The 25894-nt window shown below is 61.2% G+C and carries 20 protein-coding genes; 4 read left to right on the plus strand and 16 right to left on the minus strand.

Annotation, left to right across the window (positions count from 1 at the left end):
* Nucleotides 1–130: 130 nt before the first annotated feature.
* The 7 genes from JV201_RS14820 to JV201_RS14850 form a co-directional block, all read right to left on the minus strand.
* On the minus strand, nucleotides 131–1468 hold the full coding sequence (locus tag JV201_RS14820) for a TolC family outer membrane protein (RefSeq protein ID WP_003217106.1): 1338 nt from the start codon (nucleotides 1466–1468) through the stop codon (nucleotides 131–133).
* 2 nt (nucleotides 1469–1470) lie between these two features.
* The gene (locus tag JV201_RS14825; protein ID WP_008433775.1) at nucleotides 1471–2805 is read right to left on the minus strand and encodes an HlyD family type I secretion periplasmic adaptor subunit; all 1335 of its coding nucleotides are present in this window, start codon (nucleotides 2803–2805) and stop codon (nucleotides 1471–1473) included.
* A complete protein-coding gene (locus JV201_RS14830; RefSeq protein WP_008433777.1) occupies nucleotides 2802–4553 on the minus strand; it encodes a type I secretion system permease/ATPase in 1752 nt (583 codons plus the stop codon). Before JV201_RS14830 ends, JV201_RS14825 begins: the two co-directional genes overlap by 4 nt.
* 104 nt (nucleotides 4554–4657) lie before the next feature.
* A complete protein-coding gene (locus tag JV201_RS14835) occupies nucleotides 4658–5026 on the minus strand; it encodes an AprI/Inh family metalloprotease inhibitor (RefSeq protein WP_158213549.1) in 369 nt (122 codons plus the stop codon).
* Between the two features lie 74 nt (nucleotides 5027–5100).
* Nucleotides 5101–6549: a serralysin family metalloprotease gene (locus JV201_RS14840; RefSeq protein WP_219405624.1), complete on the minus strand. Its 1449-nt coding sequence runs from the start codon at nucleotides 6547–6549 to the stop codon at nucleotides 5101–5103.
* A 364-nt stretch (nucleotides 6550–6913) separates the two neighbouring features.
* Nucleotides 6914–8014: a P1 family peptidase gene (locus JV201_RS14845; RefSeq protein WP_177051675.1), complete on the minus strand. Its 1101-nt coding sequence runs from the start codon at nucleotides 8012–8014 to the stop codon at nucleotides 6914–6916.
* A 9-nt stretch (nucleotides 8015–8023) separates the two neighbouring features.
* The gene (locus JV201_RS14850) at nucleotides 8024–9388 is read right to left on the minus strand and encodes an APC family permease (RefSeq protein ID WP_219405625.1); all 1365 of its coding nucleotides are present in this window, start codon (nucleotides 9386–9388) and stop codon (nucleotides 8024–8026) included.
* 197 nt (nucleotides 9389–9585) lie between these two features.
* Here JV201_RS14850 and JV201_RS14855 point away from each other — a divergent pair, with 197 nt between their 5' ends.
* Nucleotides 9586–10380 carry a response regulator transcription factor gene (locus tag JV201_RS14855; protein ID WP_371132459.1) on the plus strand — a complete coding sequence of 265 codons (795 nt, stop codon included), beginning with the start codon at nucleotides 9586–9588 and terminating at the stop codon, nucleotides 10378–10380.
* Nucleotides 10381–10484: 104 nt separating this feature from the next.
* On the opposite strand, the gene JV201_RS14860 is transcribed toward JV201_RS14855, so the two are convergent.
* From JV201_RS14860 to JV201_RS14875, 4 genes are read right to left on the minus strand one after another with little or no spacing between them, the layout of a single operon-like run.
* Complete coding sequence (locus JV201_RS14860) at nucleotides 10485–11564, minus strand: polyamine ABC transporter substrate-binding protein (protein WP_010169417.1); 1080 nt, start codon at nucleotides 11562–11564, stop codon at nucleotides 10485–10487.
* A 60-nt stretch (nucleotides 11565–11624) separates the two neighbouring features.
* Complete coding sequence (locus JV201_RS14865) at nucleotides 11625–11966, minus strand: cupin domain-containing protein (protein WP_003217122.1); 342 nt, start codon at nucleotides 11964–11966, stop codon at nucleotides 11625–11627.
* Between the two features lie 27 nt (nucleotides 11967–11993).
* On the minus strand, nucleotides 11994–13400 hold the full coding sequence (locus JV201_RS14870; protein WP_219405626.1) for an FAD-binding oxidoreductase: 1407 nt from the start codon (nucleotides 13398–13400) through the stop codon (nucleotides 11994–11996).
* 49 nt (nucleotides 13401–13449) lie between these two features.
* The gene (locus JV201_RS14875) at nucleotides 13450–14265 is read right to left on the minus strand and encodes an AraC family transcriptional regulator (RefSeq protein WP_177021718.1); all 816 of its coding nucleotides are present in this window, start codon (nucleotides 14263–14265) and stop codon (nucleotides 13450–13452) included.
* Nucleotides 14266–14526: 261 nt separating this feature from the next.
* Here JV201_RS14875 and JV201_RS14880 point away from each other — a divergent pair, with 261 nt between their 5' ends.
* Entirely contained in the window at nucleotides 14527–14799 is a 273-nt protein-coding gene (locus JV201_RS14880) for a DUF1652 domain-containing protein (protein ID WP_003217129.1), read from the plus strand.
* Between the two features lie 148 nt (nucleotides 14800–14947).
* On the opposite strand, the gene JV201_RS14885 is transcribed toward JV201_RS14880, so the two are convergent.
* Complete coding sequence (locus JV201_RS14885) at nucleotides 14948–17416, minus strand: UvrD-helicase domain-containing protein (RefSeq protein ID WP_219405627.1); 2469 nt, start codon at nucleotides 17414–17416, stop codon at nucleotides 14948–14950.
* A gap of 218 nt (nucleotides 17417–17634) precedes the next feature.
* Here JV201_RS14885 and JV201_RS14890 point away from each other — a divergent pair, with 218 nt between their 5' ends.
* Nucleotides 17635–18330: a pirin family protein gene (locus JV201_RS14890; RefSeq protein ID WP_003217133.1), complete on the plus strand. Its 696-nt coding sequence runs from the start codon at nucleotides 17635–17637 to the stop codon at nucleotides 18328–18330.
* 127 nt (nucleotides 18331–18457) lie between these two features.
* Here JV201_RS14890 and pgm read toward each other — a convergent pair whose 3' ends face one another.
* The 4 genes from pgm to JV201_RS14910 form a co-directional block, all read right to left on the minus strand.
* A complete protein-coding gene (gene pgm / locus JV201_RS14895; protein WP_087694418.1) occupies nucleotides 18458–20104 on the minus strand; it encodes a phosphoglucomutase (alpha-D-glucose-1,6-bisphosphate-dependent) in 1647 nt (548 codons plus the stop codon).
* A 99-nt stretch (nucleotides 20105–20203) separates the two neighbouring features.
* Nucleotides 20204–21616 carry a PLP-dependent aminotransferase family protein gene (locus tag JV201_RS14900; protein WP_219405628.1) on the minus strand — a complete coding sequence of 471 codons (1413 nt, stop codon included), beginning with the start codon at nucleotides 21614–21616 and terminating at the stop codon, nucleotides 20204–20206.
* Nucleotides 21617–21640: 24 nt separating this feature from the next.
* On the minus strand, nucleotides 21641–23062 hold the full coding sequence (locus JV201_RS14905; RefSeq protein ID WP_219405629.1) for a hypothetical protein: 1422 nt from the start codon (nucleotides 23060–23062) through the stop codon (nucleotides 21641–21643).
* Between the two features lie 651 nt (nucleotides 23063–23713).
* The gene (locus JV201_RS14910; RefSeq protein ID WP_003217140.1) at nucleotides 23714–24736 is read right to left on the minus strand and encodes a zinc-dependent alcohol dehydrogenase family protein; all 1023 of its coding nucleotides are present in this window, start codon (nucleotides 24734–24736) and stop codon (nucleotides 23714–23716) included.
* 248 nt (nucleotides 24737–24984) lie between these two features.
* Here JV201_RS14910 and JV201_RS14915 point away from each other — a divergent pair.
* Nucleotides 24985–25894: LysR family transcriptional regulator (locus JV201_RS14915; protein ID WP_257903226.1), on the plus strand; the 910-nt coding region annotated here is incomplete at its 3' end.

Consider the following 25894-nt stretch of genomic DNA (forward strand, 5'->3'; position numbering starts at 1 on the left):
GCCGCTACGCAGCCCAGCGGGAGCAAGCTCCCTCGCCACAACAAGCGCCCTTGCCACAGAAARCTCCCTTGCCAAAACAAGCGCCCATGCCACCAAAGCTCCCTTGCACCAAGTACCACTCGTCCAGGCATCAGCGGCTCTCAGGACCAAACGCCTCGTCCACCTTGGCCAGGTCGGTGTCACGCAAGTTGCCCGCGTAGTAATGCAATTTGGTCCAGGCCATCAGGTAGTCGTACCGTGCCTGGGCCAGGTCGCGACGGGTGCTGTACAACTGCTGCTCGGCGTTCAGCGCATCGAGGTTGACCCGCTCGCCCCCGAGGATGCTTTGCTTGGTCGAGACCACCAGCGCTTCAGCCGAAGTCAGCGCCTTTTGATACGCCCGCAACTTGCTGACGCCCGACAGGCAAGCACTGAACTGGCGTCGCAGTTCGATCAGGGTTTCGCGGGTCTTGCCTTCCAGTTCGTACTCGGCCTGCTCCATGGCGCGGCTGGCCTGGCGGGTGGAAGCCGAGACGCCGCCACCGGCATACAACGGCATGCTGACTTCGATGCCGATGGTGTTGGTGTCGTAGCGCTGGTTGTAGGTGTTGCCGCTGTCGGATTCCTGCTGGCGCGAGCTGGCATACGCCGTGATGCGTGGCAGGTGCCCCGAACGGTTGCGCTCCACTTCATAACGCGCCACTTCCACGGACTGGCGTTGCGAGGCCAGGTTGGGGTTGTTGGTCAGCGCCAGTTCGTGCCAGGTGTCGTAATTGGCCGGGGTCAGGGTGAAGGCGGCAAACCCCGGGTTCAGCGGCGCCAGGTCGTTGATGTTGACGCTCTGCACGCCAATCAGCGCCCCGAGTTCGCGCAGCGAGGCGTCCTGTTCATCCAGCGCCTGGATTTCCTCGGCAGTCGCCAGCTCATAACGCGACTCGGCTTCCAGGATGTCGGTGCGGGTGCCCTCACCCTGCTGGAACAGATGCTGGTTCTGCTGGAACTGCTGCTCGTAGGCCTTTTTCTTGGCGCGGGCAATGTCGATCTGGTCCTGGGCAAACAACGCCTGGGTGTAATAGGTCAGCACCCGCACCAGCAGCGCCTGGCTCTTGTCGCGGAAGCTCTCGTCGGCAAACAGTGCCTGGGCCACGCCCTTGCGGTAGTTGGCATAGGCTTCGTAGTCGAACAGCGGCTGTTGCAGGGTGAACGTGGAGCCATAGCTGTTGTAGTTGCGGTCATCGTGATAATTGCCGCCGCGCCCGTCGGGCAAGGTGGCCTGGGAGTTGTTGCGGCCCTTGTTGTAGTTGTACGAGAGCTTGGGCAGCAGGCCGGCGCGGCCGATGGTGCGGTTTTCCAGGCCGGCGTCGCGTTCCTTGATGGCGCCGAGGAATACCGGGTCGTTGCGCAGGGCCTGTTCGTAGACATCGAACGGGCCCATGGCGGCCTGGGCGCTGCCGCAGGCGAGCAGCAAGGCGATGAACATCGGCTTCATGCTCATTCCTCGGTCAATGCCGAGCCGGCGCGGTCCAGCAGCGGCTTGAACAGGTAATTGAGCAAGGAGCGCTCGCCGGTGCGGATGAACATCTCGGCGGGCATCCCCGGCTTGATCACCAGGCCATGGAGTTTCTCCAGGGCGCTGCTGCTGACGGTGGTGCGCAGCACGTAGTAAGGCATGCCGGTTTTTTCGTCGAGCATCTGGTCGGCGGAGATCAGGCTCACCTCCCCCGGCACCCGCGGCGTGCGGCTCTGATTGAAGGCGGTGAAGAGAATGTCCACCGGCAAGTGCGCACCGACCTTGTCCACCAGGTGCACTGGCAGGCGCCCTTCGACTTCCAGGCGGGTGTCCTGGGGCACGATTTCCAGCAGGGTTTCACCGGCACGCACCACGGCGCCTTCGGTGTGCACGCCCAGGTTGACCGCGATGCCATCGGCGGGCGCGTTGATCTCGCTGTGCTGCAGGTCGAAACCGGCGGAGGTCAGTTGTTGTTCCAGGGTCAGGCTGCGCAGTTGCGCGTCGGCCAGTTGGCTGCGCACTTCCTTCTGGTACTCCTCGCTGTGCTGCTGCAACTTGAGGCGCGATTCGAGGATGCCCTGCTCCACCCGCCCGCTTTCGCCGGTGTTCTGCGCCAGGTCCTGTTGCACCTGGGACAGTTGCCGCTGGTACTCCATCAGCCGGTTGCGCGGGATGTAGCCGTTGTCGGCCAGGGGTTGCAGGTTGTTCAACTGGTCTCGCAGGGATTGCGCCTGGGCGGTCAGGTCACTGCGGGCGCGGCGCATGCCGTTCAGTTGCGCCGTAGCGCCTTCGATACTGGCGCGAATCCCGGCCTGTTCCCGGGCAAAGGCTTCGCGGCGGCTGCTGAACAGTTGACGCTGGCCTTCGAGGACCAGTGCCAGGGCTTGGTCCGGGTTGCCGCTCAATTGCGCCGGAAAGGTGATCGTCGACTGGTTATCCCGCTCGCTCTGCCACCGTGCCACGCTGGCCCAGGCCATGCGGTACTGGGCTTGCAGGGAGTGCACGTCGGCCTGGTTCTGCGTCTGGTCGAGACGGAACAGCGGCTGGCCCTGCTTCACCGCCTCGCCCTCACGCACCAGGATCCGGCTGACCACGCCGGGGCTCAGGGTTTGTACCGCCTTGCGCTTGCCCGAAACCACCACCGTGCCTTGTACCGGGATCCCCTGGTCCAGCGGCGCCAGACTGGCCCAGAGGAAAAACCCGCCGGCGCCGACCACCGTCAGCAGCCACCCCATGCGGGCGAAAAAACGCGCGTCGTGCTCGGGATGGGTCTGTTCGTAATCGCGGTTGATTTGAATGCTGCTGTCGCTGCTCATGCGCCTGGATTCCTTCCGGCTTGATACTGACGGCTGAGGCTGACCCCGGCCTTTTCTCGTGGTGCTTCCTGCTGGCCGGACAGTGCGCGCAGCACGTCCTGGCTCGGACCAAATGCCTGCAAACGACCTTCGTTCAGCACCAGCAGCTTGTCGGCCTGGGCCAACGCCGAGGAACGGTGAGTCACCAGCACCACCGTGCTGCCCTGGGCTTTCATCTGCATGATCGCGCTGGCCAGGGCGGATTCACCCACGGTGTCGAGGTTGGAGTTGGGCTCGTCGAGCACGATCAGGCGTGGCCCGCCGTACAGCGCGCGGGCCAGGGCGACCCGTTGTTTCTGCCCACCGGACAGGCCGCTGCCCTCGTCGCCGAGCACGGTGTCGTAGCCGTGGGGCAAGCGCAGGATCAATTCGTGCACGCCTGCCTGTTGGGCGGCCTGCACCACCAAATCCGGGTCGGCTTCGCGAAAGCGCGCGATGTTGTCGGCGATGCTGCCGCTGAACAGTTCGATGTCCTGGGGCAGATAACCGATATGCGGCCCGAGGTCGTCGCGGTCCCAGCGATGAATGTCGGCTCCGTCCAGGCGCACGGTGCCCGCCAGGGTTGGCCATACGCCCACCAGCACGCGGGCCAGCGTCGACTTGCCGGAGCCGGAAGCACCCAGCACGCCGAGCACTTCGCCCGCAGTCAGGTTGAAGCTGACTTGATGCAAGGTCGGCACACGTCGCCCCGGCGGGCCTGCGCTGACTTGCTCGAAACTCACATTGCCCTTGGGCGCCGGCAAGGCCATCTGCTCGCCCTGAGGCGGAAACTCGCGCATCAGGTTGTCCAGGCGCTGGTAGGCCAGCTTGGCCGAACTCCATTGCTTCCACACGGCAATCAACTGGTCGATGGGGCTCAACACCCGACCCATCAAAATGGAGCCTGCGATCATCATCCCGGCGGTCATGTCGCCCTTGATCACCAGGAGCGCACCCAGGCCCAGCACCAACGATTGCAGGCACAGGCGCAGGGATTTACTCAGGGAACTGATGATCGAGCCGGTGTCGCTGGCCTTGTTCTGCAGGCCCAGGAACTGCGAATGCACCTTGAACCAGCGCTTGCGCAATGCACCGAGCATGCCCATGGCCTGGATGGTTTCGGCGTTGTGCAGGTGGCTGGTGGCCAATTGGGTGGATTGCTGGGAATAACCGCTGGCTTCACCCAGAGGCTTTTTGGTCAGGTATTCGTTAAGGCACGCCAGGGCAATCAGCAGCACGGCACCGGCACTGGCCAAGACACCCAGCCACACGTTGAACAGGAAAATCACGAACAGATAGATCGGAAACCACGGCGCGTCGAAAAACGCGAACAGCGCAGGCCCGGTGATGAATTGGCGGATGTGGGTCAGGTCCCCCAGGGATTGCCCGCCATGGCCTTCGCCCCGTTGCAGGTTGCGCTCGAAAGCGGCCTTGTAGACCCGCAGGTTGAAACGCCGCTCCAGCTGGCTGCCGATGCGAATCACGATAAAGCTGCGGATCACCTCCAGCACACCGATAAAGGCGAAGAACCCCACCACCATCAGCGTCAACATCACCAGGGTGGTTTCGTTCTGTGAAGACAGTACGCGGTCGTAGACTTGCAACATATAAATCGACGGCACCAACATCAATACGTTAATCAATGCCGTGAAACAGCCAATACTGATCAGAATACTTTTGTAGTCGCCGAGTGCCTTGAACAATGGTGCAACGGGAGTGGTCTTCGCCATGTTGCCTGATCTTCCCTGAGCCGAATGACGCGCAATAGTTTACCGAGCGCCCCAATAAGGGGCGGGCAAACATTAAAATCGGGTTATATTGTTATAACGAACTATTACGGTGCACGTTGCAATATCAATACCGCGCCGGTTTTTGCGCGACCTTCATATTCGCCTTCTTTCTGGCGATTCAAATGGGTTATGCCGGTGCCTTCGGCATTCATCAGCCAAATACCATCGGGAGTAGGCGTCCAACTAACGGGGGCTTCCCCCAGCCATTGTCCGGCGCACTCCACATCGCCCCCTAACGCGTTAGCCTGCTCAATCAAGTCCAGTGCGCACACCTGCTCTTGCTGGTGCAGCGCCCAATGCCCGGCCAACTGCGCGGAAGTAGGTAAAACCAGACTGCTTGCCATTGCTGTGGCTCCTGCCGACATAAGCAACACCTGGAAACTCCAGGCCACGGTACTGCGAAATAGCGTCATCACCTTCGCCCGTTCATGGGGTGGATGCAAGGGCAGAGGGCGGCGCGTGTGCGCCACCCTCCTTTACGCGTGTATCAGGCCACGATGTCGCTGACGGCTGCCTGGCCAACGGTGGTGACGAGGAAATCCGCCACGCCGTGCCCGGAGAAGTCCACGGCCAATGTGCCCAGGTTGGTACCCGAAGCGTAGGACAGCACCGCGTCGCCGGCATGACCGGTAAACGCGTTGACGAAGGTCAGGCCTGCACCTTTGGTGATGCCGGTGAGGTCGATCTTGTCGGAACCCGAGGTGAAGTCGAAGATCTTGTCGGCCGCACCCGGCTTGGAGTCGGAGCTGGCGCCGAACACGAAGGTGTCGTTGCCTGAGCCGCCCCACAGCTGGTCTGCACCGCCGCCGCCGAAGATGATGTCGTTGCCGGCACCGCCCTTGAGGACGTTGGCGGCTGCGTTACCGATCAGCAGGTCGTTGCCCGAACCGCCGATGGCGTTCTCCACGGTCACACCCTTGGCGATGGAAACGTTGCCCACCAGGCCGCCAACGTCGGAGAACGAGGTTTCATTGAGGTTGATCTTCTGGTTCTGGGTAAAACCGGAGAAGTCCAGGGTGTCGTTGCCGCCACCGTCCCACACCGAGAACACCAGCTTGTCGGCCGATGAAGTGGCGCTGAGGAAATCACGCCCGGTGTTGGAGTTGAAGCCGTAGGTGGTGTCACCGGCACGGGTGTTGTAGTTGGCGCCGTAGAGCTTCTGGATCGCGGCGATGTCGTCGATCAGCGGGCCGGACGAGTAGGCTTCTACCCCGCCTTTGCTGAAGTTCTGGTTGGTGTTGCTCTCGCTCCAGTAACTCATGACGCTGTAGCCACGCGTGTCCTGTCCATAGTCCGCGTCTTTGTACGAAGGGTTGCCGGTCCCGGCGTTGTAGTCGCCAGGGTGGTCCAGGCCCAGGGTGTGGCCGATTTCGTGGGTCAGGGTCTGCCGGCCATAGTTGTTCAGGTCCGGGGTCTTGTTCGGCGTGTAGCTGTTGTTCGTCAGGTACCAGGAAGTGCCGTCAAGGCCGCTTTCGTTGTACTTGGCGTTGGTGCCTGGCAGGTAGGCAAAGGCCGCTGCGCCGTCCTGGCCGCCGCTGTAGTTGCCGAAGGTCATGTGGAAGTCACCGCCCGAGGCTTTCTCGGTGAAGGTGACATTGGCCACATCGGCCCAGGATTGCATGGCCAGTACGGCCTGTGCTTTCTGCTGGGTGTTGAACTGGCTGAACCCGGTGATCCCATGCTTGTTCATGGTCGCGTTCGAAGCCGAAGTCAGGAAGGTGTAGGTGAGATCGATCTTGCCGTTGCCATCCACGTCCCGGTACGCGGCGTTCTCACGCAGCAGGTGGTCGGCGGCCTGGTCGACGGTGAACGACGGTTTGCCATTGACCGTGAGGTTGCCACCGCGGTCGTATTGATGGCTAAAGCTATCGACCTGGGTGTAAGCGGTACTTGCTTGAGCCGCCGACACAATAGCTTTGTCTTTTACTTTTGACATAAACGTACTTCCTTGTTTGCAAGTGGAACAGTTTTTGTCCGACCGGACCCACTCTGGCGAGTAAGTCCGATCACTCGCCCCTTTTGAAGGCGAAAGAAAACTGACACAACCTGAAATCATTCGTCCAGCGGTTTTTATCCAAGGATAAAGTTGGGCCGGTGAACAAAACCTGCAAACACTGGTAAATAGCGCGTTATTAAAATCCAGCTATTTAAATATTAAATACTCCTAAAGACATTTAGCCACGAATGGATCCAAAGTATTGACTGAGGTGCACTAAGAAAGTGTCACCGTGTCATTGTTAGTATTGATTGGCCACTATTTAAGTGTTTGTCCCGTATTACCGGGACAAGACTTAGTTTACTTACTGGCCGCGCCAGCCGGTTTGGCGCAATGCCTGCAGGAGTGTGTGGGCATCCAGCGCGGGCACCCGCACACCCTGGTCGGTGGTCATGTCTTCGCCGGCCACTATGGCATTAATGATCGCCTCTTCCACGGCCTCCGCCGCCGCGCTGAACAGCGGTGAAATGTGGTCGTTATTGACCATTTGCAGGGCTGTGCTGAGGGGCGAGCCCTTGCGCCCGTAGTCGGCCACCGGCAAATCCTGATTGCCGGTGGCGAACGCCAGGAACAGGTCCCCGCTGGAGTCCTCGGTACCGCCACCCGTGCGCGCAATCCCGATGGACGCGCGTTGTGCCAGGCGCTGGCATTGATGGGGCAGCAACGGCGCATCGGTGGCGATGATCACCACGATGGAGCCCATGCCGGGTGTGCCGCGATCGGCAAAGGGTGACGGGATGTCCATCAATTGCCGGCCTACCGGGTAACCATCCACGCGCAGTTCCTGGCGCTTGCCATGGTTGGCCTGCACCAGCACACCGACGGTCCAGCCACCCTGCTCCGCCGGCAAGCGCCGTGACGCGGTACCGATGCCCCCCTTGAACTCATGGCAGATCATCCCGGTGCCGCCGCCCACGGCGCCCTCCGCCACCGGCCCGGATTCGGCGTTGGCCAGCGCCTCGCGCACATGCTCCGGGCCGACGTGCTGGCCCCAGATATCGTTGAGCAAGCCGTCGTAGGTTTCCATCACCACCGGCATGCACCAGTACACGGCGGGGTCTTCAAGGCTTTCGCGCTCCAGGGCGATCAGCGTGTCGCGCACAATCCCGATGCTGTGGGTGTTGGTGATCGCCAGCGGCGTGGTCAGCAACCCCGATTCGCTGATCCACTCAAGCCCCGTGGCGTCGCCATTGCCGTTGAGCACGTGGTAGCCGGCAAAACATGGCTGATACCGCGCGGCACCGGCCCGGGGCTGGATCGCCGTCACGCCGGTACGTACCTGTTTGCCGTCGATGCGGCTCTTGATCGTACTGTGGCCGACCCGAACCCCTGGAACGTCGGTGATGGCATTCAACTCACCGGGCGTACCCAGTCCCAAGGTGATGCCCAATTGACGTGCACGCATAACCACTCCTTACAATTTCTGAAACGCCGGACTCAACCGGCCACTGATGCAATACAGGATCACCGACAGTGCCAACAGGCCGATGATAATCATGATGTCGCGAACCGAGGCGGCAATCGCCAGGGTCACCAACAGGTAGCCGGCGCCCAGCACCGCCAGCAAGGCCGGCACCGGCCACAACGGCATGCGATACGGGTGCTCGCGGTCACGCAGCAACACCCGGCTCATCAACGCGCTCAACGCCACGATCAGGTACACCAGCATGATCAGCAGCACGCTGAAAGACGTCAGGTCCGCCAGGTTGGAGCTGAAGCTGAGCAATGCCGAAGGGACCGCCAGGAACAGCGTAGCCAACCACGGGGAATCCCAGCGTGGATGAATCCGGGTGAAGAGTTTGTTGATGGTGGGTGTCCACAGCGCATCGCGGCCGCTGCTGAACACCACCCGGCCAATCTGGATGACGATGGCGACGATGGCGTTGAATACCGACAGGAAGATCCCGGCGCTGACCAGCCGCGACAGGGTTTCGTTACCGTGGCTGGTCAGCAGGTAGCCGATCGGGTCGGGGCTGCTGATCATCGCGCTGAGGGATGGCGCACCGATCAGCAAGGCGGTGATCGGCACCAGCTCGATGACCACCACCAGGCCCAGGGACCACAACACTGCCTTGTGCACGCCCCTGCCGCCGCACTTCATGTCTTCGGCCAGCAATACGGCGGGACCGTAGCCATTGAACGAGAACAGGCCGATGCCCACCGCGCCGATGACCAGCGCCCAGGGCGCCAGGTGCAGCACGCCGTTCTCGACGATTTGCGGTTGCAACAGCACGCTGACCGGCTGCACCGGGTTGCCGAAGCCGATAAACACGATCACCAGCAACGCCGCCACTTCCAGCAGCAGGCAGGTGCCGGTGATCCAGGCATTCAGCTTGATGTTGAGGATACCCAGGGCGTAGCTGCACACCACAATCACCAGGGCCACGGTTTGCGAATCGAATTGGGTGCCGAGGGCGTTATTCAGGTAAGTCGCCGCCCCGGTGGCCAGTACCGGCGGGATAAACAGCAGCATCACCAGTACCGTGAGGAACGTCGCGTAGCCGACCATGCCGCCGAACACCCGCTTGGCATACACGTATTCGCCGCCGGCGCTGTTGTGGGCACGCCCGAGTTCGGCGTAGCAAAAGGCGAACATCAGCGCGAGCAAGGCGGCCATCACAAAGGCCAGGAACACCCCGCTGCCGGCCTGCTGGATGGCAAACGGCGCAATCACGAACACTGAACTGGCCGGGGTGACCGCCGAGACGGTGATGGCCACTACATCGAATACGCTCAGGGTGGGTTTCAGCACGCCGTCGGGCGTGGAAGGAGCACTCATATCGTTATCCTCTTGATTGTTCTTGGTTTGAGGCAGAAACGAAAAGGTGAAGCGGCGCAGGGTATGTTCCCCACTGACTGACGGCCAACTTAAACACTCTGTGTAAATCGGCCAATTCCCCTATTGGAGTACTCCCCTTGACGCCGCCGGGCAAAAGTCGAACCCTTGCGGCCTGAATCCTTAGCGTGGAGCTGCACATGAGCCTGTTCAGGGAAGTCGGCATGCACGCGGGCCTGGGGCGTACCGTTGCACAGATCGGCACCGGGCGTTTCTGGAAGCAACTGGTGCTGTTGCTGCACCAATGCCTGCCCTTCGACAATGCCCTGGCGATCTTCTACCCCGCCGATGGCCCGCCCGAAGCGCTGGAAGAATACGACGCACAACCGAGCAGCAAACCGGCGTCGATGCTGGTTTATCTGAATGGCTTGTACCTGTTGGACCCGTTTTTCCAGGCGTGTCGCGAGGGGTATGCCAGTGGCGTGTACCGCCTTGAGGAAGTGGCGCCGGATCATTTTCGCCAGAGTGAATACTTCCTCAATTACTTCCACGACAACGTGCTGGAAGACGAGGTGCAATTCATCCTGCAATTGCCGGGTGCGGGGACGTTATCGCTGTCGTTGGGGATGCAGCGGTTGTTTACCGGCGAGGAAACGGGGTTGATGACCACGCTCGCGGCCTGGGTGTTGCCGTTGATGCAGCAGCATTGGCAGCAAAGCACCCAGCGAGTGGCCGCGCCGGCGGAAATGGCCAGCCAGATACGGGACGCGTTGAGTCATTTCGGCTGTGGCGTATTGTCGGAGCGGGAACTGGAAATAGCGCGATTGGTATTGCGCGGGTTTTCGTCAAAAGCCATGGCCGAACGGCTGAATATCTCGCCGGATACGGTCAAGGTTCACCGCCGGCACCTGTATGCCAAGCTGGATATCTCGTCGCAGCCGGAGCTGTTTTCGTTGTTTATCCAGTCGTTGGGGCATGACTTGGAGAATCCTTGATTCCGCGGCGTGGGAACGCCGCCCTGGACGCTCCGCATGCGCTTTTGACGTCGTGACGCGGAGCGTCACAGGATGCATTCCCACGCGGAGCGTGGGAACGATCATCAACGCCCGGTACGAATGGTGTTCCACACCCGCGTACGAATCCGGTCGATGTTCAGTGGCATTGCTTCCAGTGCAAACAACTTGCCCATCATTTCCGGGCTTGGGTACACCTTGGTGTCGCTCTTGATTGCCGGGTCCACCAGGCTGTCCGCCGCGGCATTGCCGTTGGCGTAGTGCACGTAGTTGGTGATGCTGGCCATCACTTCCGGGCGTAGCAGGTAGTTCATGAACGCATAGCCGGCTTTTTCATCCGGGGCATCGGCGGGCATGGCGACCATGTCGAACCAGATGGCGGCGCCTTCCTTGGGAATGTTGTAGCCGATATTCACGCCATTCTTGGCTTCCTTGGCGCGGCTTTCGGCCTGGAGGATGTCGCCGGAGAAGCCCACGGCCACGCAGATGTCGCCGTTGGCCAGGTCGGCGGTGTATTTCGAGGAGTGGAAATACGCCACGTACGGCCGCACTTTCATCAGCAGGTCCTCGGCCTTTTTGTAGTCTTCCGCCTTTTTGCTGTGGTGCGGCAGGCCCAGGTAGTTGAGGGCCGCGGGCAGCAGTTCCGGGCCGTTGTCGAGGATGGCGACGCCACACTTCTGAAGTTTTTGCATGTTCTCGGGCTTGAAGATCAGGTCCCAGGAATCCACTGGTGCGTTGTCGCCGAGTACCGCCTTGACCTTGTCGATGTTGTAGCCGATACCAGTGCTGCCCCACAGGTACGGGAAGCCGTGGGCGTTGCCCGGGTCGTTGTTTTCCAGGGCCTTGAGCAGCACCGGGTTGAGGTTTTTCCAGTTGGGCAACTGGCTCTTGTCGAGTTTCTTCAGCGCCCCGCCCTGGATCTGCCGGGCCATGAAGTGGTTGGAGGGGAACACCACGTCATAGCCGGATTTGCCGGTCATCAACTTGCCGTCGAGGGTTTCGTTGCTGTCGTACACGTCGTAGGTGAAACCGATGCCGGTTTCTTTCTGGAAGTTCTTGGTGGTGTCGGGGGCGATATAGTCCGACCAGTTGTAGATCTTCACCGTCTCGGCGGCTTGGCTGAGGGTGGCGACGAATACCAGCGGCAACAGGGCAATGGGTCTCATGGTTCGATTTCCTGGCGGTTTTAGGGCTGTTTTTATGGCAGGCGATCAAAGATCAAAGAATCAGAGGATCAATACATAGGTCTTGCGCACGGTTTCCTGGATGTCCCAGATACCGGTGCTGTTGGCCGGCAACATCAGTGCGTCGCCGGCTTCTATGTGGAGCATTTCCCCGTTGTCGGGGGTGAAGGTGCAGCGTCCCTGGATAAAGTGGCAAAACTCCTGGGCTTTGATCTGCCGGCGCCAGCGCCCGGGCGTGCATTCCCAGATGCCGGTTTCGACGCCGTCGCTACGTTCCACGCTCAAGGTCGAGGCCACCGCGACCGGTGTGCCCAGTGGCACGGCGACGGGCGAGGAGTCCGGCAAATGGGCGCTGAGTGTGTCTTTGAACTGGGTAATGCTCATGTTCATACCTGTGGTGATTGAAACGACTTAGTGCATGAAACCTTCCATGAACCCGGCAACCCCGCTGGCCAGTTTGCGGCGCCACGGGGCGGTATTGGGGTTGGCCAACACCTGGTCCTCATGCACAAAACTGCGGATGATCGCGTTGTAGCCCAGCCAGCGGCAGGGTTCCGGTTCCCAGGCCTTGAGCCCGTCCAGCCGGCCCGGCTGAATCACCCATGGCTGGCGAACCACCGGCGTATCGAGCCCCAGGATCAAGTCCGCCAGGGTGCGGCCACCGAGGTTGCTGGCGCCTACGCCCTCGCCGCCGTAACCACCGGCCAGGGCGATGCCTGCCGCGTGATCGCAGAGCATGTGCGGCTTGAAGCGCCGGGACATGCCCAGGTTGCCGCCCCAGGCGTGGGTGATCCGGACTTTCTTGAGCTGCGGGAACAGTTCGCCGAACAGGTAGCGACGCAGTTCGACTTCGCTGTCGGTGAGATCGAAGTTGTGTCGCAACTTGCCGGCAAACTGATAACCCCCGCGAGCGCCGAACACCAGGCGGTTGTCCGCCGAACGCTGGCCGTAAGTCACTTGCCGGCTGCTCTCGCCGAACGCCTGGCCACGATTCAGGCCGATCTCGTCCCAAGTGCTGGCCGGCAACGGCTCGGTGGCAACGATCAGGCTTTGCACCGGCAACTGATAGCGCCCCAGCGGAGCCAGCGTGGTGGCATACCCTTCCACTGCCGGCACCACCCAGGAGGCGCGCACCGAGGCTTTGTCCGTGCGCAGGCTGCCGGACTGCCAATGAGTGACGGGACTGTTTTCGTAGATCTTGACGCCCATCCGCTCCACCAACCGCGCCAGGCCGCGCACCAGCTTGGCCGGGTGAATCGTGGCAACGTGGGGTGCATAGATGCCGCCATAAGGCTTGGCGATACGGATCTGCTCGGCCAGTTGCTGCGGGCCAAGCCAACGGTAATCGTCGTCGGTCAGGCCCTGGCTGTGAAGTTTGGCCAGGTACGCACGCAGGGTGGCTTCCTGTTCGGGGTAGCGCGCGGCGCAATACAGCACACCACCCTTGCGGTAGTCGCAATCGATGCCTTCGCGCTCGATCACTTGCGCGACTTCGTCGGGGATGGCGTGCAGCAGGTCGAACGAGGCCCGGCGCTGTTCCGGGGTCAGGCCGGCCAACAGGCGGTCCTCTCCCAGCAGGTTGCCCATCAGCCAGCCGCCGTTACGGCCCGAGGCACCGAACCCGGCGGTTTGCGCCTCGATGATTGCGATTTTCAGCTCGGGCGCCTGGCGCTTCAGGTAATACGCGGTCCAGAGCCCGGTGTAGCCGGCACCGATGATGGCCACGTTGACGTCCAGGTCCTGCTCCAGGGACGCGCGTGCCAGCAGCGGCTCGTCCAGCTGGTCCATCCATAAACTGATATTGCGCCATGCAGGCATGCCAAGCTCCACCACCACACTTCGATGGCAGTGATCCTAGAGCCTGGCCTCAGCGGCTGTCTTGCGCGCGTGCACGCAGGGAAATTTGTTTGACGTAGGCCTTGGGCGACTGGCCGGTGTGCTGGCGGAAGCTGCTGTAGAACGCCGACGTCGAATTGAAGCCGGCGGCAAACGCCAGTTCGTCGATGCGGATCGGCGGCGCGGCCATTTCCAGTGCAGCCAGCAAATGCTGGAGGCGTGCCTGGTTGACGTAGCGATAAAAACTTTGCCCCAGCACCTGGTTCAACAGGTAGGAAATCTGGTTGCGGCTGTACCCGCACTCCTTCGCCACCCGTTGCAGGTCCAGTTCGGGGTCCAGATAGGGTTGCTGGCGCTCGAAGTACTGTTGCAGGTCGTTGGCCATGTAGCTCAGTTGCTGCGGCGACAGGCCCAGGCGGCTGACGGTCGGGCGTGTGGTCTCGCGGCGGCTGGCAGACTGCTCGTGGACCAGGGAGGCGTACTCGTTGACCCGCCAGATCAAGCCATCGCGCACGGTAATCGCTTCGCTGGTGCGAAACGACACCAGGCCCTGGCCGCCACGCAAGGTGATGCGGTATTGGATGAACGCGGTGTCGCCGTCGGCGCGGATGCGGTCGGTGTGTTCGATCGCTTCGTCGGCGCCACGGGGCATGCTGGCTTGCAGGTATTCGCGCAGCTCGCCGGCACCCACCACGCGGTTCTGGAAGAAATCGTGGTACTGGATGTCCGGATGGTAGTACGACATCACTCCATCCAGGTCCCGATCCCGCCAGCACAGATGGTGACGCAGTACCAGCTTGGCCGTAGCTTGGGTTTTCTGGGAGTCATCCGGAATGATGTCTTGCATTGAGCGCTCTACGCCGGTGAAAAAAGAGGCAGCTTGCCCAACTGCCCGTACCCGCTCAACGGCCATTTGATATTTCCGACTAATGGCCTTTCGCTTAATACCACGCAGCACGTGACCCATATCAACGTTATTGAAAACAACTGCCGGACGGGACGAAAAAACTCCCATGCCCGATGCGAACGAATGCTATTTTTAGTGCTCACGACGGCCAGGACCAGTGACGGTCATGGCGCCCCTGCAGCGAGCTAAAGGAAGCGCTCAATGAACAAGGTGGGCAATATGAACAAAGTGACATTCCCCAATGCCTGCCAGTTGATGCGCTGGCACTTTCATCCCATGGGCTTTGAGGCGAGCATGGATGCTCCCGGCAGTATGATCGCCCGCCTGTTCGACCGCGCCAGCGGAGAAACCCTGATTGCAATTGCCGGTATCCCTTGCGCCACAGTGATGAACGCTGCGGACGTGGAGCGGATCATCGAGGCGGTTGAGGATGAACTGGAGTCGTTTGTGCCGCCGCTGTCGCTGCGGGCTTGATCTGGCAACGCAGGTATCCTGTGGCGAGGGAGCTTGCTCCCGCTGGGTTGCGTAGCAGCCCCAAAATCCTGGGAGCGCTGCGCACTCCAGCGGGAGCAAGCTCCCTCGCCACAGCAAGCTCCCTCGCCACAGGATTCAACGTCACCCCTTATGATTTGCTGATGCGCTGGTCGTCAAAAAACGGTTTGTCCCCGGCAACCCGGTCCGAAGCCTTTGGCACATTCACCCCTTGGCCATCCTGGCCGTCGACATACCAATAGCAATGGCTCACCGCCCGGGTAATGCCCACGTAGGCCAGGCGCAGCACTTCGTCTTTCTGCGCGCTGTCGTAAGCTTCGGTATCGCCGTCCTTGCCCAGTCCTGCCATGCGGTAGACCTGGTTCTTGTACGGCGAACTGGTCAAGTGCTGGCAGTCACCCAGCAGGAATACCGCATCCGCTTGCAGGCCCTTGGCGCTGTGATAAGTCAGTTGCTTGAGCCGGCGGCTGCCGTACGGCAAACTAGAATCCACATTAACTACCGACTGAATATGCTCTTGCATCAATGACTTATCGCTGCTTTTTCGATACAGCATTAACACCGAATCACCCTTTTGATAGTGCGCCAGCAGTTGGTGGCCCAGCGCCGCATCGTCACGATCACGCACCGTGACCGGCACCAACTCCTTCGCGGTTCCACTGGCCTTGGCTTTCTTGCCGCTGATGGCCGGGGCCGCCCGCACAATGTGCTCGGCAGCATCGATCACGTGCTGATGGCTGCGGTAGTTCTCGCCCAGCATCACCCGGGTGGTCGTGGGTGACGGGAACTCCTTGTTGAACTCCATGAAATACTTGGGCGAACTGCCACGCCAGCCATAGATCGACTGCCAGTCATCGCCCACGCACAACAGCGAAGAGCGCTGGGCCCCGCGCCCCACGTGCATGGCCGGCCCACGGCTGCGGATCTCCCGCAGGCTGGCCCGGATCCACGAGACGATCTGCGGCGATACGTCCTGGAATTCGTCGATCATCAGGTGCGACATCGGCCGTAGCAGCGGGTCGCTGAGCAACTTCAGGTTCTCCGGGGTGTTTTCGCCAAACAGCGAGAACATCCGGTTGTAGGTCATGACCGGTGGCGACTGGTCCAGCAAGTGATCTTCGAGGGCCTTCCAGAAAATGCTCAGTGCCTCGAAGTAAAAACGGTCTGGATCATCCTTGGCAAAACTCATCTTGCCCACGGCGGTGGGCACATCCAGCCCGAGGTTCTCGATGAACCCGGCGGCGGCAACAAAGCTGTCCAGCAACGGTGCCGAACCCAGCTCGCCCTTGACCTTGTAATCGAAGCCCGGGCCCGCTGTTGCGTCACCTGCCAGGCAGCTTAAAAGCCGCTTGGAAGACTCGTAGCTTTCTAGCCATATCAATGGTTTACGGCAGAAAGCTTGAAATAGGGTTCGCTTTACCGCCCATTCGGCACGTACTGATAGCTTGGACCCGGGTCGACTGACCTGGGCATTTTCCCGCGGGTCGAAGCCCAGTACGACCCAGGCATCCAGTTCGGCAATGTAGCCATGGCAGTGAAACTTCGCGCCGTTGATATCGAACGTCTGGCGATTGGGCTCGATGCCCTTGATCGGCCAGGCGCCGGCACGAAACCACAGGTCTTCGATCACATCGCAGAGTTCTTCATCGCGCTTGGCCGCCAGTTCGGTCACCGCCACGCGTTTTTGCACGTCCGGGTGATCGCGCTCCAGCTCCTTGAGTTGCAGGGCATGGCGCGCCAGCGGGGCGATCAGTTCGCGGAAGCGTTCATGGCGGCCATGCAGCCGGTGATAGCAGGCATTCAGTTGCTGGCGCTGGGCGTCGTTGATCCGCAATTCGAAGGGGTTGCTGTCGGCCTCATCAAAGCCCGCTTCGGTCCGCGCATTGAGGTTCTCGAACGCCTGCAGCCGTTCAAGGCCCGGCAGGCTGCGCACCATTGGCAGGATGCGTGAGTGAAAGGTCCGCACCACCGCTTGCGCTTCTTTCATACCAAGGGGTTGGCCCCACAAGGCGAGAATTTCCATGAGCTTGTTGATGAAGTCCTTGCGCGACTCACGGGTGAAGGTCACCACCGTCATCGAGCTCAGCTCGAAGCCCAGGTAATGGGTCAGCAGCAGGATACGCAGCACCAGCGAGGTGGATTTACCCGCGCCGGCGCCGGCGATCACCGAGGTGGACGGCGTATCGCTGAAAATCATCTTCCATTGCGCCGCACTCGGCTGGGCATGGGCCGGCAGCAGGCGCGCCACATCAGCCTTGATGCGTTTTTTCAATTCGGCGGTCAGCGGCAGGCGCCAATCATCGAACAGATTGTCGTCAACACCCGGCGCAGTGTGCTCATCCGGCCGGAAGTCACGAATCAGCAGGACCTGGCGGCCTTCTTCGATACCATCCGCCTTGCCTTCCTTATAGCCATACTCCACGCCGGCCGTGTGGCCACTGCGAAAGCCGTCGGCCTGGCCATGCAGCCATGAGAAACGGTGCTGTGCCCGCAGGCGCGTCAGGCCGTGACCGAATAATCGGGCGGCGAGCCGTTTCAACAGGGGCATTTCGGCCAGTGGCCGCAGTTCGGGAGGCAGATCGGGGGTGTGTTGCGGCACGCGGACTCCTGCGATGCTTTAACTCGGACAAGAGCCCTATGGTCGCCGCAAATGCCCCACAGTTCCAGCCAATTGCTTTGCGCTCATGCAGTTAGGCGATGAAGTGAAGACAAGTCCTGAGCATCGGCATCGAAGCATTCGATAGGAATCCAGCATTTTTTACGCTTTTTATCGATCTGGCGCTGCTGGATGATAGCTCCCATCCACAGGAGACGATCATGCTTGAACTTCGACCTTTCAACACCCTGGGCGGTGCCAATCACGGTTGGCTGGACGCTCACCACCACTTTTCGTTTGCCGAATACCATGACCCCAAGCGCATGCACTGGGGCAACCTGCGGGTGTGGAACGATGACCTCATCGCACCGGGCACCGGCTTCCCGCAGCACCCGCACCGGGACATGGAAATCATCACCTATGTGCGTGAGGGCGCCATCAGCCATGCCGACAACCTGGGCAACCAGGGCCGCACCGAGGCCGGCGACGTCCAGGTAATGAGCGCCGGCACCGGGATAGCCCACAGCGAGTACAACCTGGAAGCTACGCCGACCAAGATTTTCCAGATCTGGATCATTCCCAATGAGGCCGGTTTGCCGCCGTCGTGGGGCGCTAAGCCGTTTCCGAAGGGTGACCGCGAAGGGTTTGTGACCCTGGCCAGTGGCAAGGCCGGAGACAGCGAAAGCCTGCGGATTCGGGCCGATGCACGCTTGGTAGCGGCAAACCTGAAAGCCGGTGAAAGTGCCGAGTATCGGCTGGACAACGGACGCCGGGCGTACCTGGTACCGGCCACCGGGGTGATTGAAGTCAATGGCTTGCGTGCACAAGCTCGAGACGGTGTGGCGGTTGAGGATGAGCAGGTACTGCGGGTGACAGCGGTTGAGGACAGCGAGATCGTGTTGGTCGACCTCGCCTGACCGAGCTTGAATGTGGTGAGGGAGCTTGCTCCCGCTGGGGTGCGAAGCGCGCCCAAAGATGGGACTGCTGCGCAGTCCAGCGGGAGCAAGCTCCCTCGCCACAGGTTAATCAGTCATAGGCTGGGTATCAGTTAGCCGAGATCGCCCCGTCCACCAACACCTGGGCCTCTTCCACCAGTTGCTTGAGGTGATCTTCGCCGATAAAGCTCTCTGCGTAGATCTTGTAGATGTCCTCGGTGCCCGATGGCCGTGCGGCGAACCAGCCGTTTTCAGTCATGACTTTCAGCCCGCCGATCGCCTGGTCATTGCCCGGCGCGTGGCTGAGGATCTGCTGGATGCTTTCCCCCGCCAACTGCGTGGACGTCACCTGGTCTGGCGACAGCTTGCCCAACAAGGCCTTCTGCGCCGGAGTCGCCTTGGCATCCACCCGAATGGCGAACGGCTCGCCCAGTGCATCGGTCAGCCCGCGATAAATCTGGCTTGGGTCCTGGCCTTTGCGCGAGGTCATTTCCGCCGCCAACAGCGCCGGGATCAAACCGTCCTTGTCAGTGCTCCACACGCTGCCGTCCTTGCGCAGGAACGAGGCGCCGGCACTTTCTTCGCCACCAAAACCCAGCGAACCGTCAAACAGGCCATCGGCAAACCACTTGAAGCCCACCGGCACTTCGTACAGGCGACGGCCAATGCGCTTGGCCACGCGATCAATCAAGCCGCTGCTGACCACGGTCTTGCCCACCGCAGCATCAGCGCGCCATTCGGGGCGGTTCTGGAACAGGTAGTCGATGGACACGGCCAAGTAGTTGTTCGGCGCCAGCAAGCCACCGGACGGCGTCACGATGCCATGGCGGTCGTGGTCCGGGTCGCAGGCGAAGGCCACGTCATAACGGTCCTTGAGGCCGATCAACCCCTGCATGGCGTAGCTGGAGGACGGGTCCATGCGGATCTGGCCGTCCCAGTCGACGCTCATGAAGCGGAAGGTCGAATCCACTTCGGTGTTCACCACGTCGAGGTTCAGGCGGTGATGCTCGGCGATGGCCGACCAGTAGCGCACCCCTGCTCCGCCCAGCGGATCGACGCCCAGGCGCAAGCCAGCGTTGCGGATGGCATCGAAGTCGATGACGTTGACCAGGTCGGCCACGTAGGTGTTGAGGTAGTCGTGGCGATGAGTGGTGTCGGCCTTCAGCGCCTGGGCATGGGTGATGCGCTTGACCCCGGCCAGCTTATTGGCCAGCAGTTCGTTAGCCTTGGCTTCGATCCACTTGGTGATGTGGGTGTCGGCCGGGCCGCCGTTGGGCGGGTTGTACTTGTAGCCGCCGCTTTGTGGCGGGTTGTGGGACGGCGTGATCACGATGCCGTCGGCCAAACCACTGGTGCGGCCGCGGTTGTAGCAAATGATGGCGTGGGAAATCGCCGGTGTCGGGGTGTACTCATCGCCTTCGGCGAGCATCACGTGCACGCCATTGGCGGCCAGCACTTCCAGCGCACTGGCGCCGGCCGGGGTGGACAACGCGTGGGTGTCGAGGCCGACAAACAGCGGGCCGTTGATGCCCTGGGCTTCACGGTACAGGCAAATGGCCTGGCTGATGGCAAGCACGTGCCATTCATTGAAGCTGAGGTCGAACGAGCTGCCGCGGTGTCCGGAGGTACCAAAGGCGACGCGCTGGGTGGAGATCGCTGCATCAGGCTGGCCGGTGTAATAGGCCGTTACCAGTCGCGGGATGTCTACCAGCAATTGAGCTGGTGCCGGCTTGCCCGCAAAAGGACTGAGAGTCATGCATAAACCTCTGAAAGAGAAGGATTCGGAAAAAAGTGCAGTTTACTGGGACTTGGACTGCTCCGCGACGTTATAAATCCTACAGCAATCAGCGAAATTTCATTCAGTGCCGGTCTGTGCCTGCCTGAGCGCCAGAGCCAGCTCATCCAGGGCATTCTCCAGGTTATGGGCGCCGTCAACGGCATGGCTCAGCCGCAGATGCTGGCAGTGCAGGCCACTGAGGCTGAACAACTCCCCCGGCGCAATCACCACCTGCCGGGTGAGCAGGCGCTGGAACACCTGGCGCATATCCACCGGGGCCTCTGAGCGCAACCAGAAGGTCGCGCCAGCGGCGGGCATTCGGTAGCTCACCTGGTTGCCCAGATGCGTGTCCAGCCGCAGGCCCATGAGCCGGGCCTGCTCTTTGAGTTGCGGGCGCAACTCCCGCAGATGCTGGTCGATGCGCCCGCTTTGATAGAGCCGCGCAATCGCGCGCTGGCGGATAGAGGACAACCGGAATGCGCGCAACAGGAACTGGCGCTGCAGCTCGCCGCTGAGGTGGCGCGACAGCAAATAGCCAAACGGCGCTTCCGGCCCGAGCATCTTCTCGAACGTGGAAAACACCATCAGCCGCTCGGGATTGGCCAGGTCCCGTAACGCGGTGATTGGCTGCCCGAAGCCGAGGTCACCATGGCTGTCATTTTCTAACAACCAACAGCCATGCTGGTCCAGCAATCGCACTAGCTGCAGGCGGTCATGGGTGGACAGGACTACGCCGGACGGCAGGCTGACACCGGATGACAGCAACGCCAGCTGCACCGGCTCGGTGCTGAGCAAGTGCTCGAACAACGCCAGGTCCAGGCCGTCGTCCGCCGTGAATGGCAATTCGAGAACCCTCACGCCTGCCCCCTGCAACAACCGCAGGATCAGCCAGTCACACGGGGATTCGACGATGATCGCAGCGCCCTTGAGACCCAGCACCTCGATCAGGATTTCCAGTACCCCGCGCAAGTCGGCGCCGATGTATACCTCGTCCGCCTGCCAGCAACGGGTTGGCGACGAGGTATAGCGCGCCGCGAGCGTCGCCCGCAGTTCCCACACACCACAGGGCTGCGACCATGGCTGCAGATGATGCGGGTAATGCCGCAACAGTTCGCGCTCGAGCAGCAACAGCGCTGCGTCCAGTGACGCCGCAAGTGCCGGCTCATCGGCGCTGAGCACGCGCATTCCCGGGCGTCGCGCACTGGCATAGAGGCGCTCCAGCAGGTCGCCACCGCTGCTGCCTGGCGGTTTATTCAATACCGGCCAGGCGTAGTAGCCCGACTTGGGCACCGAGTACACCCGGCCCTCCTTCTCGAGCAACGAGTAAGCGTATTGAATGGTCGAGATCGACACATTCAGGCGCTCCGCCAGCTGCCGCAATGATGGCAGTTTTACCCGGGCATCCGTGCCCACCTCGCCGATGAGGTTGATCATGTAGCGATACACCGCCTGGTAGGCGAAGTCGGTTTGCCGGTCGTCCTTGAGGTTCATCGCTGGTCACCCGCCGCCACCCGCTTAACGCCCCGCCAGTTGGTAGGCTGCCAGGGCGGGCGCATCTTGCTGTGGCGTCTCGGCCATGCCCGGCACGCCGGTGGCTGGCCGCTTGCGATAGAGATGTTGCAGCAGGTCGATCGGCAACCCGCTGGTGTCGATGGCCCATTGCACCAGCATCTCGGCCACCGGCTTGCCTTGCAGCGCCTTGTGCAGCTCGGGGAGCGCCACCAGCATGCCGGGGTGGCATTGGCGCAAAAAGCTTTCGAGGCGCTCGCCGTGACGAATAAACGGCGAAAACATCAGGCAGTTCAGTTGGCTTTCATCCAATCGGAACAGCGCCTGGGCGTAGTCGGCCGCCAGCGCTCGGCCATCCTGGGTCGCTGCCTGGGCAATCAGGTGTTCGGGAATCTGCTTGCGCCGCATGAACAGCGCGGCCTGCTGCATGAAGCCCTGTGCGCCCTCCTCGTAATCCAGTTCCCGCAGGCACTCGGCCTGCAGGCCCCGCAGATGGGCCATCAGCAACGGGTTCGCATAGCTCGCGTGGCTGAAATGAAAGCCAAACTCGTCCGGTTCATAGCCCATGAACTGACGCAACAGCGGCCCGGAGGAGTATTCGGCCGCGTCCTTAAGGTCGGCAGCGCCGATATAGGCCAAGTGGCGATGGTTGTCCGTGTCGGACTTATCGGCGACGGCGTAACGCTCGCCGTAAAGGTCGCAGTAATAGGCGTTGCTCCACTCATCCATGCGCGCGAACAGCCCGCTGAGCACCAGGGGCTGTCGCGGCGGGACCTCTGCGCCGCTCGCCAGCGCAGCCTTCTTCAGCCACGCCAGGTACTCCCGCTGCTTGCGCGCGGAGTCACCGCTGACCAGCGCGTGCACGCCCCCATTGCAGGTGGTGACGCGCTGGTAAAAGTCACCGAGGGCCAGGTAGGCGTCGTTGCACAGGGTTTGGCGAAGATCTCCCGAGGTCAGGTGCCCCACCATCAGCATATTGCGCCGGCTGGTATCGCGCGCCGCACTGGAGGCCGGCCGCAGGTGGTTGAACGGCAAGACTTCCTGATTCTCGACCATCAGCAATTCGACACGCGCATCGTCATGCAGGAACAGCGCGCTGTAGCCGCGATGCAGCGTGTCCAGGGCATTTTGCGACATGCCCGCATGGCGCAAGGTCGCGACCCGCAGTTGAAACGTCCGCGGCGCCCGGCCTGCAAGCGTCAGCTGGGCTGCGCGCAACAACGCCAGGACATAGCTGCTGCCGGCGCCTGCGCCGTGAGCTACCAGCACCTTGTATTCACCGATCCGCTCCATGCCGCCTGCCGCTACCACGATTCGTTGAATCAATAACTGGAGCGAGGTACGTTCTGTTCGAGAGAAATGCCCTATCAAGCGTTGCAATACTTGTTGATAGACATAGTTCATGGCTTGTTCGTGAATAGCGCTCATAGTTCTACTACCTGAGTTGAAATATCAGTTTCGGGCAATCGTTGACGGCATTTGCCTGACCTGTTGTTTCTGTAGGGGCGTTACAACATGTGACATTCAATGGAGATTAGCACCGGGCCCTACTTGCCAAGCCTGCCTTTGGGGGCTTCCAGTCCCGAAAAGGCGCCAAGCCAAGGGGCACGCAGCCCAAACCGAAAGTCTTAGGAACGCTCTGACAACTTCCTACGCTGCTTTAACTTACAAACTAGAGAAGCATCCGACATAACCCACTTCAATATTGATGTTCCGGCAAAACAGCCATGGGAAACATTATTGGGCTTGACGGATGTACGGGGTGATTTCATATATTCAATCATTGCTCAATCCTTGAGATAAAAGTGACGGGGCAATTATCGGCACTTGAATAATGATTAACAGATACAGAACGCCGGCTAAAACCGGTTCAGATGGGGGCTTGCATGGGGTATCGAGTGTGCAGACACGACAACGCCGCGCTGGGATTCAGGGCGGCGTCAGGGGCATACATCTGGTTTATCGGGCTGAAGTACTGAAATCCCGATTCAAGCGGTGGGCAGGTTAAGTCCTGTCAAATGGCGCATTTGCCCCATGCGCCCGGGGGCAGGAATACTCGCTTGAGAATATTCCCACAGATCAAACAGTTTCTACCTGCAAGGCAACCCGTTCACGGCACGGACATTCGTCCATATAGCGGTGCGCTTCAACGAACTGGCTGAACGGAAATACCGTGGTTTTCAGCGGTACCAGCACCTTGTCGGCGGTCAGTTGGTTGATGTCACGCAAGGCTCGCTGCAAGGCCACCTGGTCTTGGATGATGCCCAGTTCCGGTTTGCCGGTGAAGTTGCCGATGCAGTGCACAAAGAACTGAATGTTCTTCTGGAACGCCGCACAGGCCGGAAATGGCGTCTGGTTGCCACCTTGCAGGCCGTACAGCACCAGGCTGCCACGCGGCGCCAGTACATCACCCAGCAACGACATCTGCGGGCCACCCAAGCCATCGAACACCACGTCTACGCCGCGGTTGTCGGTGAACTTGTTGACTTGCATCAGCAGGTCCTGCTCTTCGGTGACGATCACCTTTTCCGCCCCGAGGGACAGCAGGTATTCGCGCTCATCACTGGTCTTGGTGGCGGCAATCACCCGCACCCCCAGGGCTTTGCCCAGCTGCACAAACGATGGGCCGGCACAGTGGCTGGCGTCCGTTACCAGGGCGAATTGCCCGGGTTTGACCCGCGCCAGGTCCATGTACGCAAAGTAGGCAATCAGCAACGGCGTGTAGTGCACGCTGGCTTCGATCGGGCTCAGGACATCCGGGTAGCGGGTCAGCGCCGAGCGCGGCAGGACGATCTGTTCGCCGTACACCGGGTAGTCATTCGGGCTCTCGGCCGGGAAGCTGGCGACCTTGTCACCCACCGCCAGGTCGTCGACACCCTCGCCAACGGCCACAACCACGCCGGCCATTTCATGGCCAAGGCCGGAAGGCAAGCGGGCATGGGACGACGCCAGGTTCTGGCGCCACAGAATGTCGTACCAGCTGATGCCAATCGCCTCGACGCGCACCTGCACTTCGCCCGGTGCGGGCTTAGCGGCTGCATGCTCTTCGCATTTGAGCACCTCGGCCGGACCAAACTTGTGAAAACGGATCGTGCGGGACATCGCAAACCTCGTCAAAGTAACCTCTATTGCCATGAACTCTATCTGGGCTTTCGGGGCAAGACCACCGGTCGCCGTTAATAGTCGACATGCCTGTCATTGATTCCGCACATACGGAAAAGGTGCCGAACCATGTAGGAAAACTGAATTAGCCGGTGCAGAGTACCAGCCTTTCCCCGTAAGATTCATGCCGGTCATTGTTCTTATATGACCGCTCCCGTCAAGTTTACTGACGCCGCCTGGGACACAAGATGAACCGTAACGACCTGCGTCGTGTCGACCTCAACCTGTTGATCGTATTCGAAACCTTGATGCATGAGCGCAGTGTGACCCGCGCTGCCGAGAAACTGTTCCTTGGCCAGCCGGCCATCAGCGCAGCCCTGTCACGCCTGCGCGGCCTGTTCGACGACCCGTTGTTCGTGCGTACCGGACGCAGCATGGAGCCCTCGGCCCGTGCGGTAGAAATCTTCGCCCTGCTCTCCCCGGCCCTGGACTCGATCTCCACGGCCGTCAGCCGCGCCTCCGAATTCGACCCGGCCACCAGCACCGCGGTATTCCGCATCGGCCTGTCGGACGACGTCGAATTCGCCCTGCTGCCGCTGCTGCTCAAGCGCCTGCGGGCCGAAGCCCCCGGCATCGTGCTGGTAGTGCGCCGCGTCAACTACATCCTGATGCCCGGCCTGCTGGCCTCCGGCGAAATCTCCATCGGCGTGAGCTACACCACCGATTTGCCGGCCAACGCCAAACGCAAAGTCCTGCGCCGCAGCAAGCCGATGCTGTTGCGAGCCGACAGCATGCCGGGCTCCATGAGCCTGGATGATTTCTGCGCGCGGCCCCATGCCCTGGTGTCATTCGCCGGGGATTTGAGCGGGTTTCTGGATGAAGAACTGGAAAAACTGGGCCGCAAGCGCCATGTCGTGCTGGCTGTGCCGCAGTTCAATGGGCTGGGGACGTTGCTGGCGGGCACCGATATTGTCGCGACCGTGCCGGACTATGCCGCTGAAGCGTTGACTTCAGCGGGTGGCTTGCGGGCTGAGGAGCCGCCACTGCCGGTGCGCACCTTTGAATTGCACATGGCGTGGCGTGGGTCCCAGGACAATGATCCGGGGGAACGGTGGTTAAGGTCGCGGATTCAGATGTTTTTTGGGGATCCTGACAGCC

Origin of the sequence: Pseudomonas sp. Colony2 (assembly GCF_019382755.1) — a bacterium.
Lineage (GTDB): Bacteria > Pseudomonadota > Gammaproteobacteria > Pseudomonadales > Pseudomonadaceae > Aquipseudomonas.

Coding starts and splice junctions, on each gene's coding strand:
- JV201_RS14820 (WP_003217106.1), bottom strand. CDS start 1,468: ATGAAGCCGATGTTCATCGCCTTGCTGCTCGCCTGCGGCAGCGCCCAG.
- JV201_RS14825 (WP_008433775.1), bottom strand. CDS start 2,805: ATGAGCAGCGACAGCAGCATTCAAATCAACCGCGATTACGAACAGACC.
- JV201_RS14830 (WP_008433777.1), bottom strand. CDS start 4,553: ATGGCGAAGACCACTCCCGTTGCACCATTGTTCAAGGCACTCGGCGAC.
- JV201_RS14835 (WP_158213549.1), bottom strand. CDS start 5,026: ATGACGCTATTTCGCAGTACCGTGGCCTGGAGTTTCCAGGTGTTGCTT.
- JV201_RS14840 (WP_219405624.1), bottom strand. CDS start 6,549: ATGTCAAAAGTAAAAGACAAAGCTATTGTGTCGGCGGCTCAAGCAAGT.
- JV201_RS14845 (WP_177051675.1), bottom strand. CDS start 8,014: ATGCGTGCACGTCAATTGGGCATCACCTTGGGACTGGGTACGCCCGGT.
- JV201_RS14850 (WP_219405625.1), bottom strand. CDS start 9,388: ATGAGTGCTCCTTCCACGCCCGACGGCGTGCTGAAACCCACCCTGAGC.
- JV201_RS14855 (WP_371132459.1), top strand. CDS start 9,586: ATGAGCCTGTTCAGGGAAGTCGGCATGCACGCGGGCCTGGGGCGTACC.
- JV201_RS14860 (WP_010169417.1), bottom strand. CDS start 11,564: ATGAGACCCATTGCCCTGTTGCCGCTGGTATTCGTCGCCACCCTCAGC.
- JV201_RS14865 (WP_003217122.1), bottom strand. CDS start 11,966: ATGAGCATTACCCAGTTCAAAGACACACTCAGCGCCCATTTGCCGGAC.
- JV201_RS14870 (WP_219405626.1), bottom strand. CDS start 13,400: ATGCCTGCATGGCGCAATATCAGTTTATGGATGGACCAGCTGGACGAG.
- JV201_RS14875 (WP_177021718.1), bottom strand. CDS start 14,265: ATGCAAGACATCATTCCGGATGACTCCCAGAAAACCCAAGCTACGGCC.
- JV201_RS14880 (WP_003217129.1), top strand. CDS start 14,527: ATGAACAAGGTGGGCAATATGAACAAAGTGACATTCCCCAATGCCTGC.
- JV201_RS14890 (WP_003217133.1), top strand. CDS start 17,635: ATGCTTGAACTTCGACCTTTCAACACCCTGGGCGGTGCCAATCACGGT.
- pgm (WP_087694418.1), bottom strand. CDS start 20,104: ATGACTCTCAGTCCTTTTGCGGGCAAGCCGGCACCAGCTCAATTGCTG.
- JV201_RS14900 (WP_219405628.1), bottom strand. CDS start 21,616: ATGAACCTCAAGGACGACCGGCAAACCGACTTCGCCTACCAGGCGGTG.
- JV201_RS14905 (WP_219405629.1), bottom strand. CDS start 23,062: ATGAGCGCTATTCACGAACAAGCCATGAACTATGTCTATCAACAAGTA.
- JV201_RS14910 (WP_003217140.1), bottom strand. CDS start 24,736: ATGTCCCGCACGATCCGTTTTCACAAGTTTGGTCCGGCCGAGGTGCTC.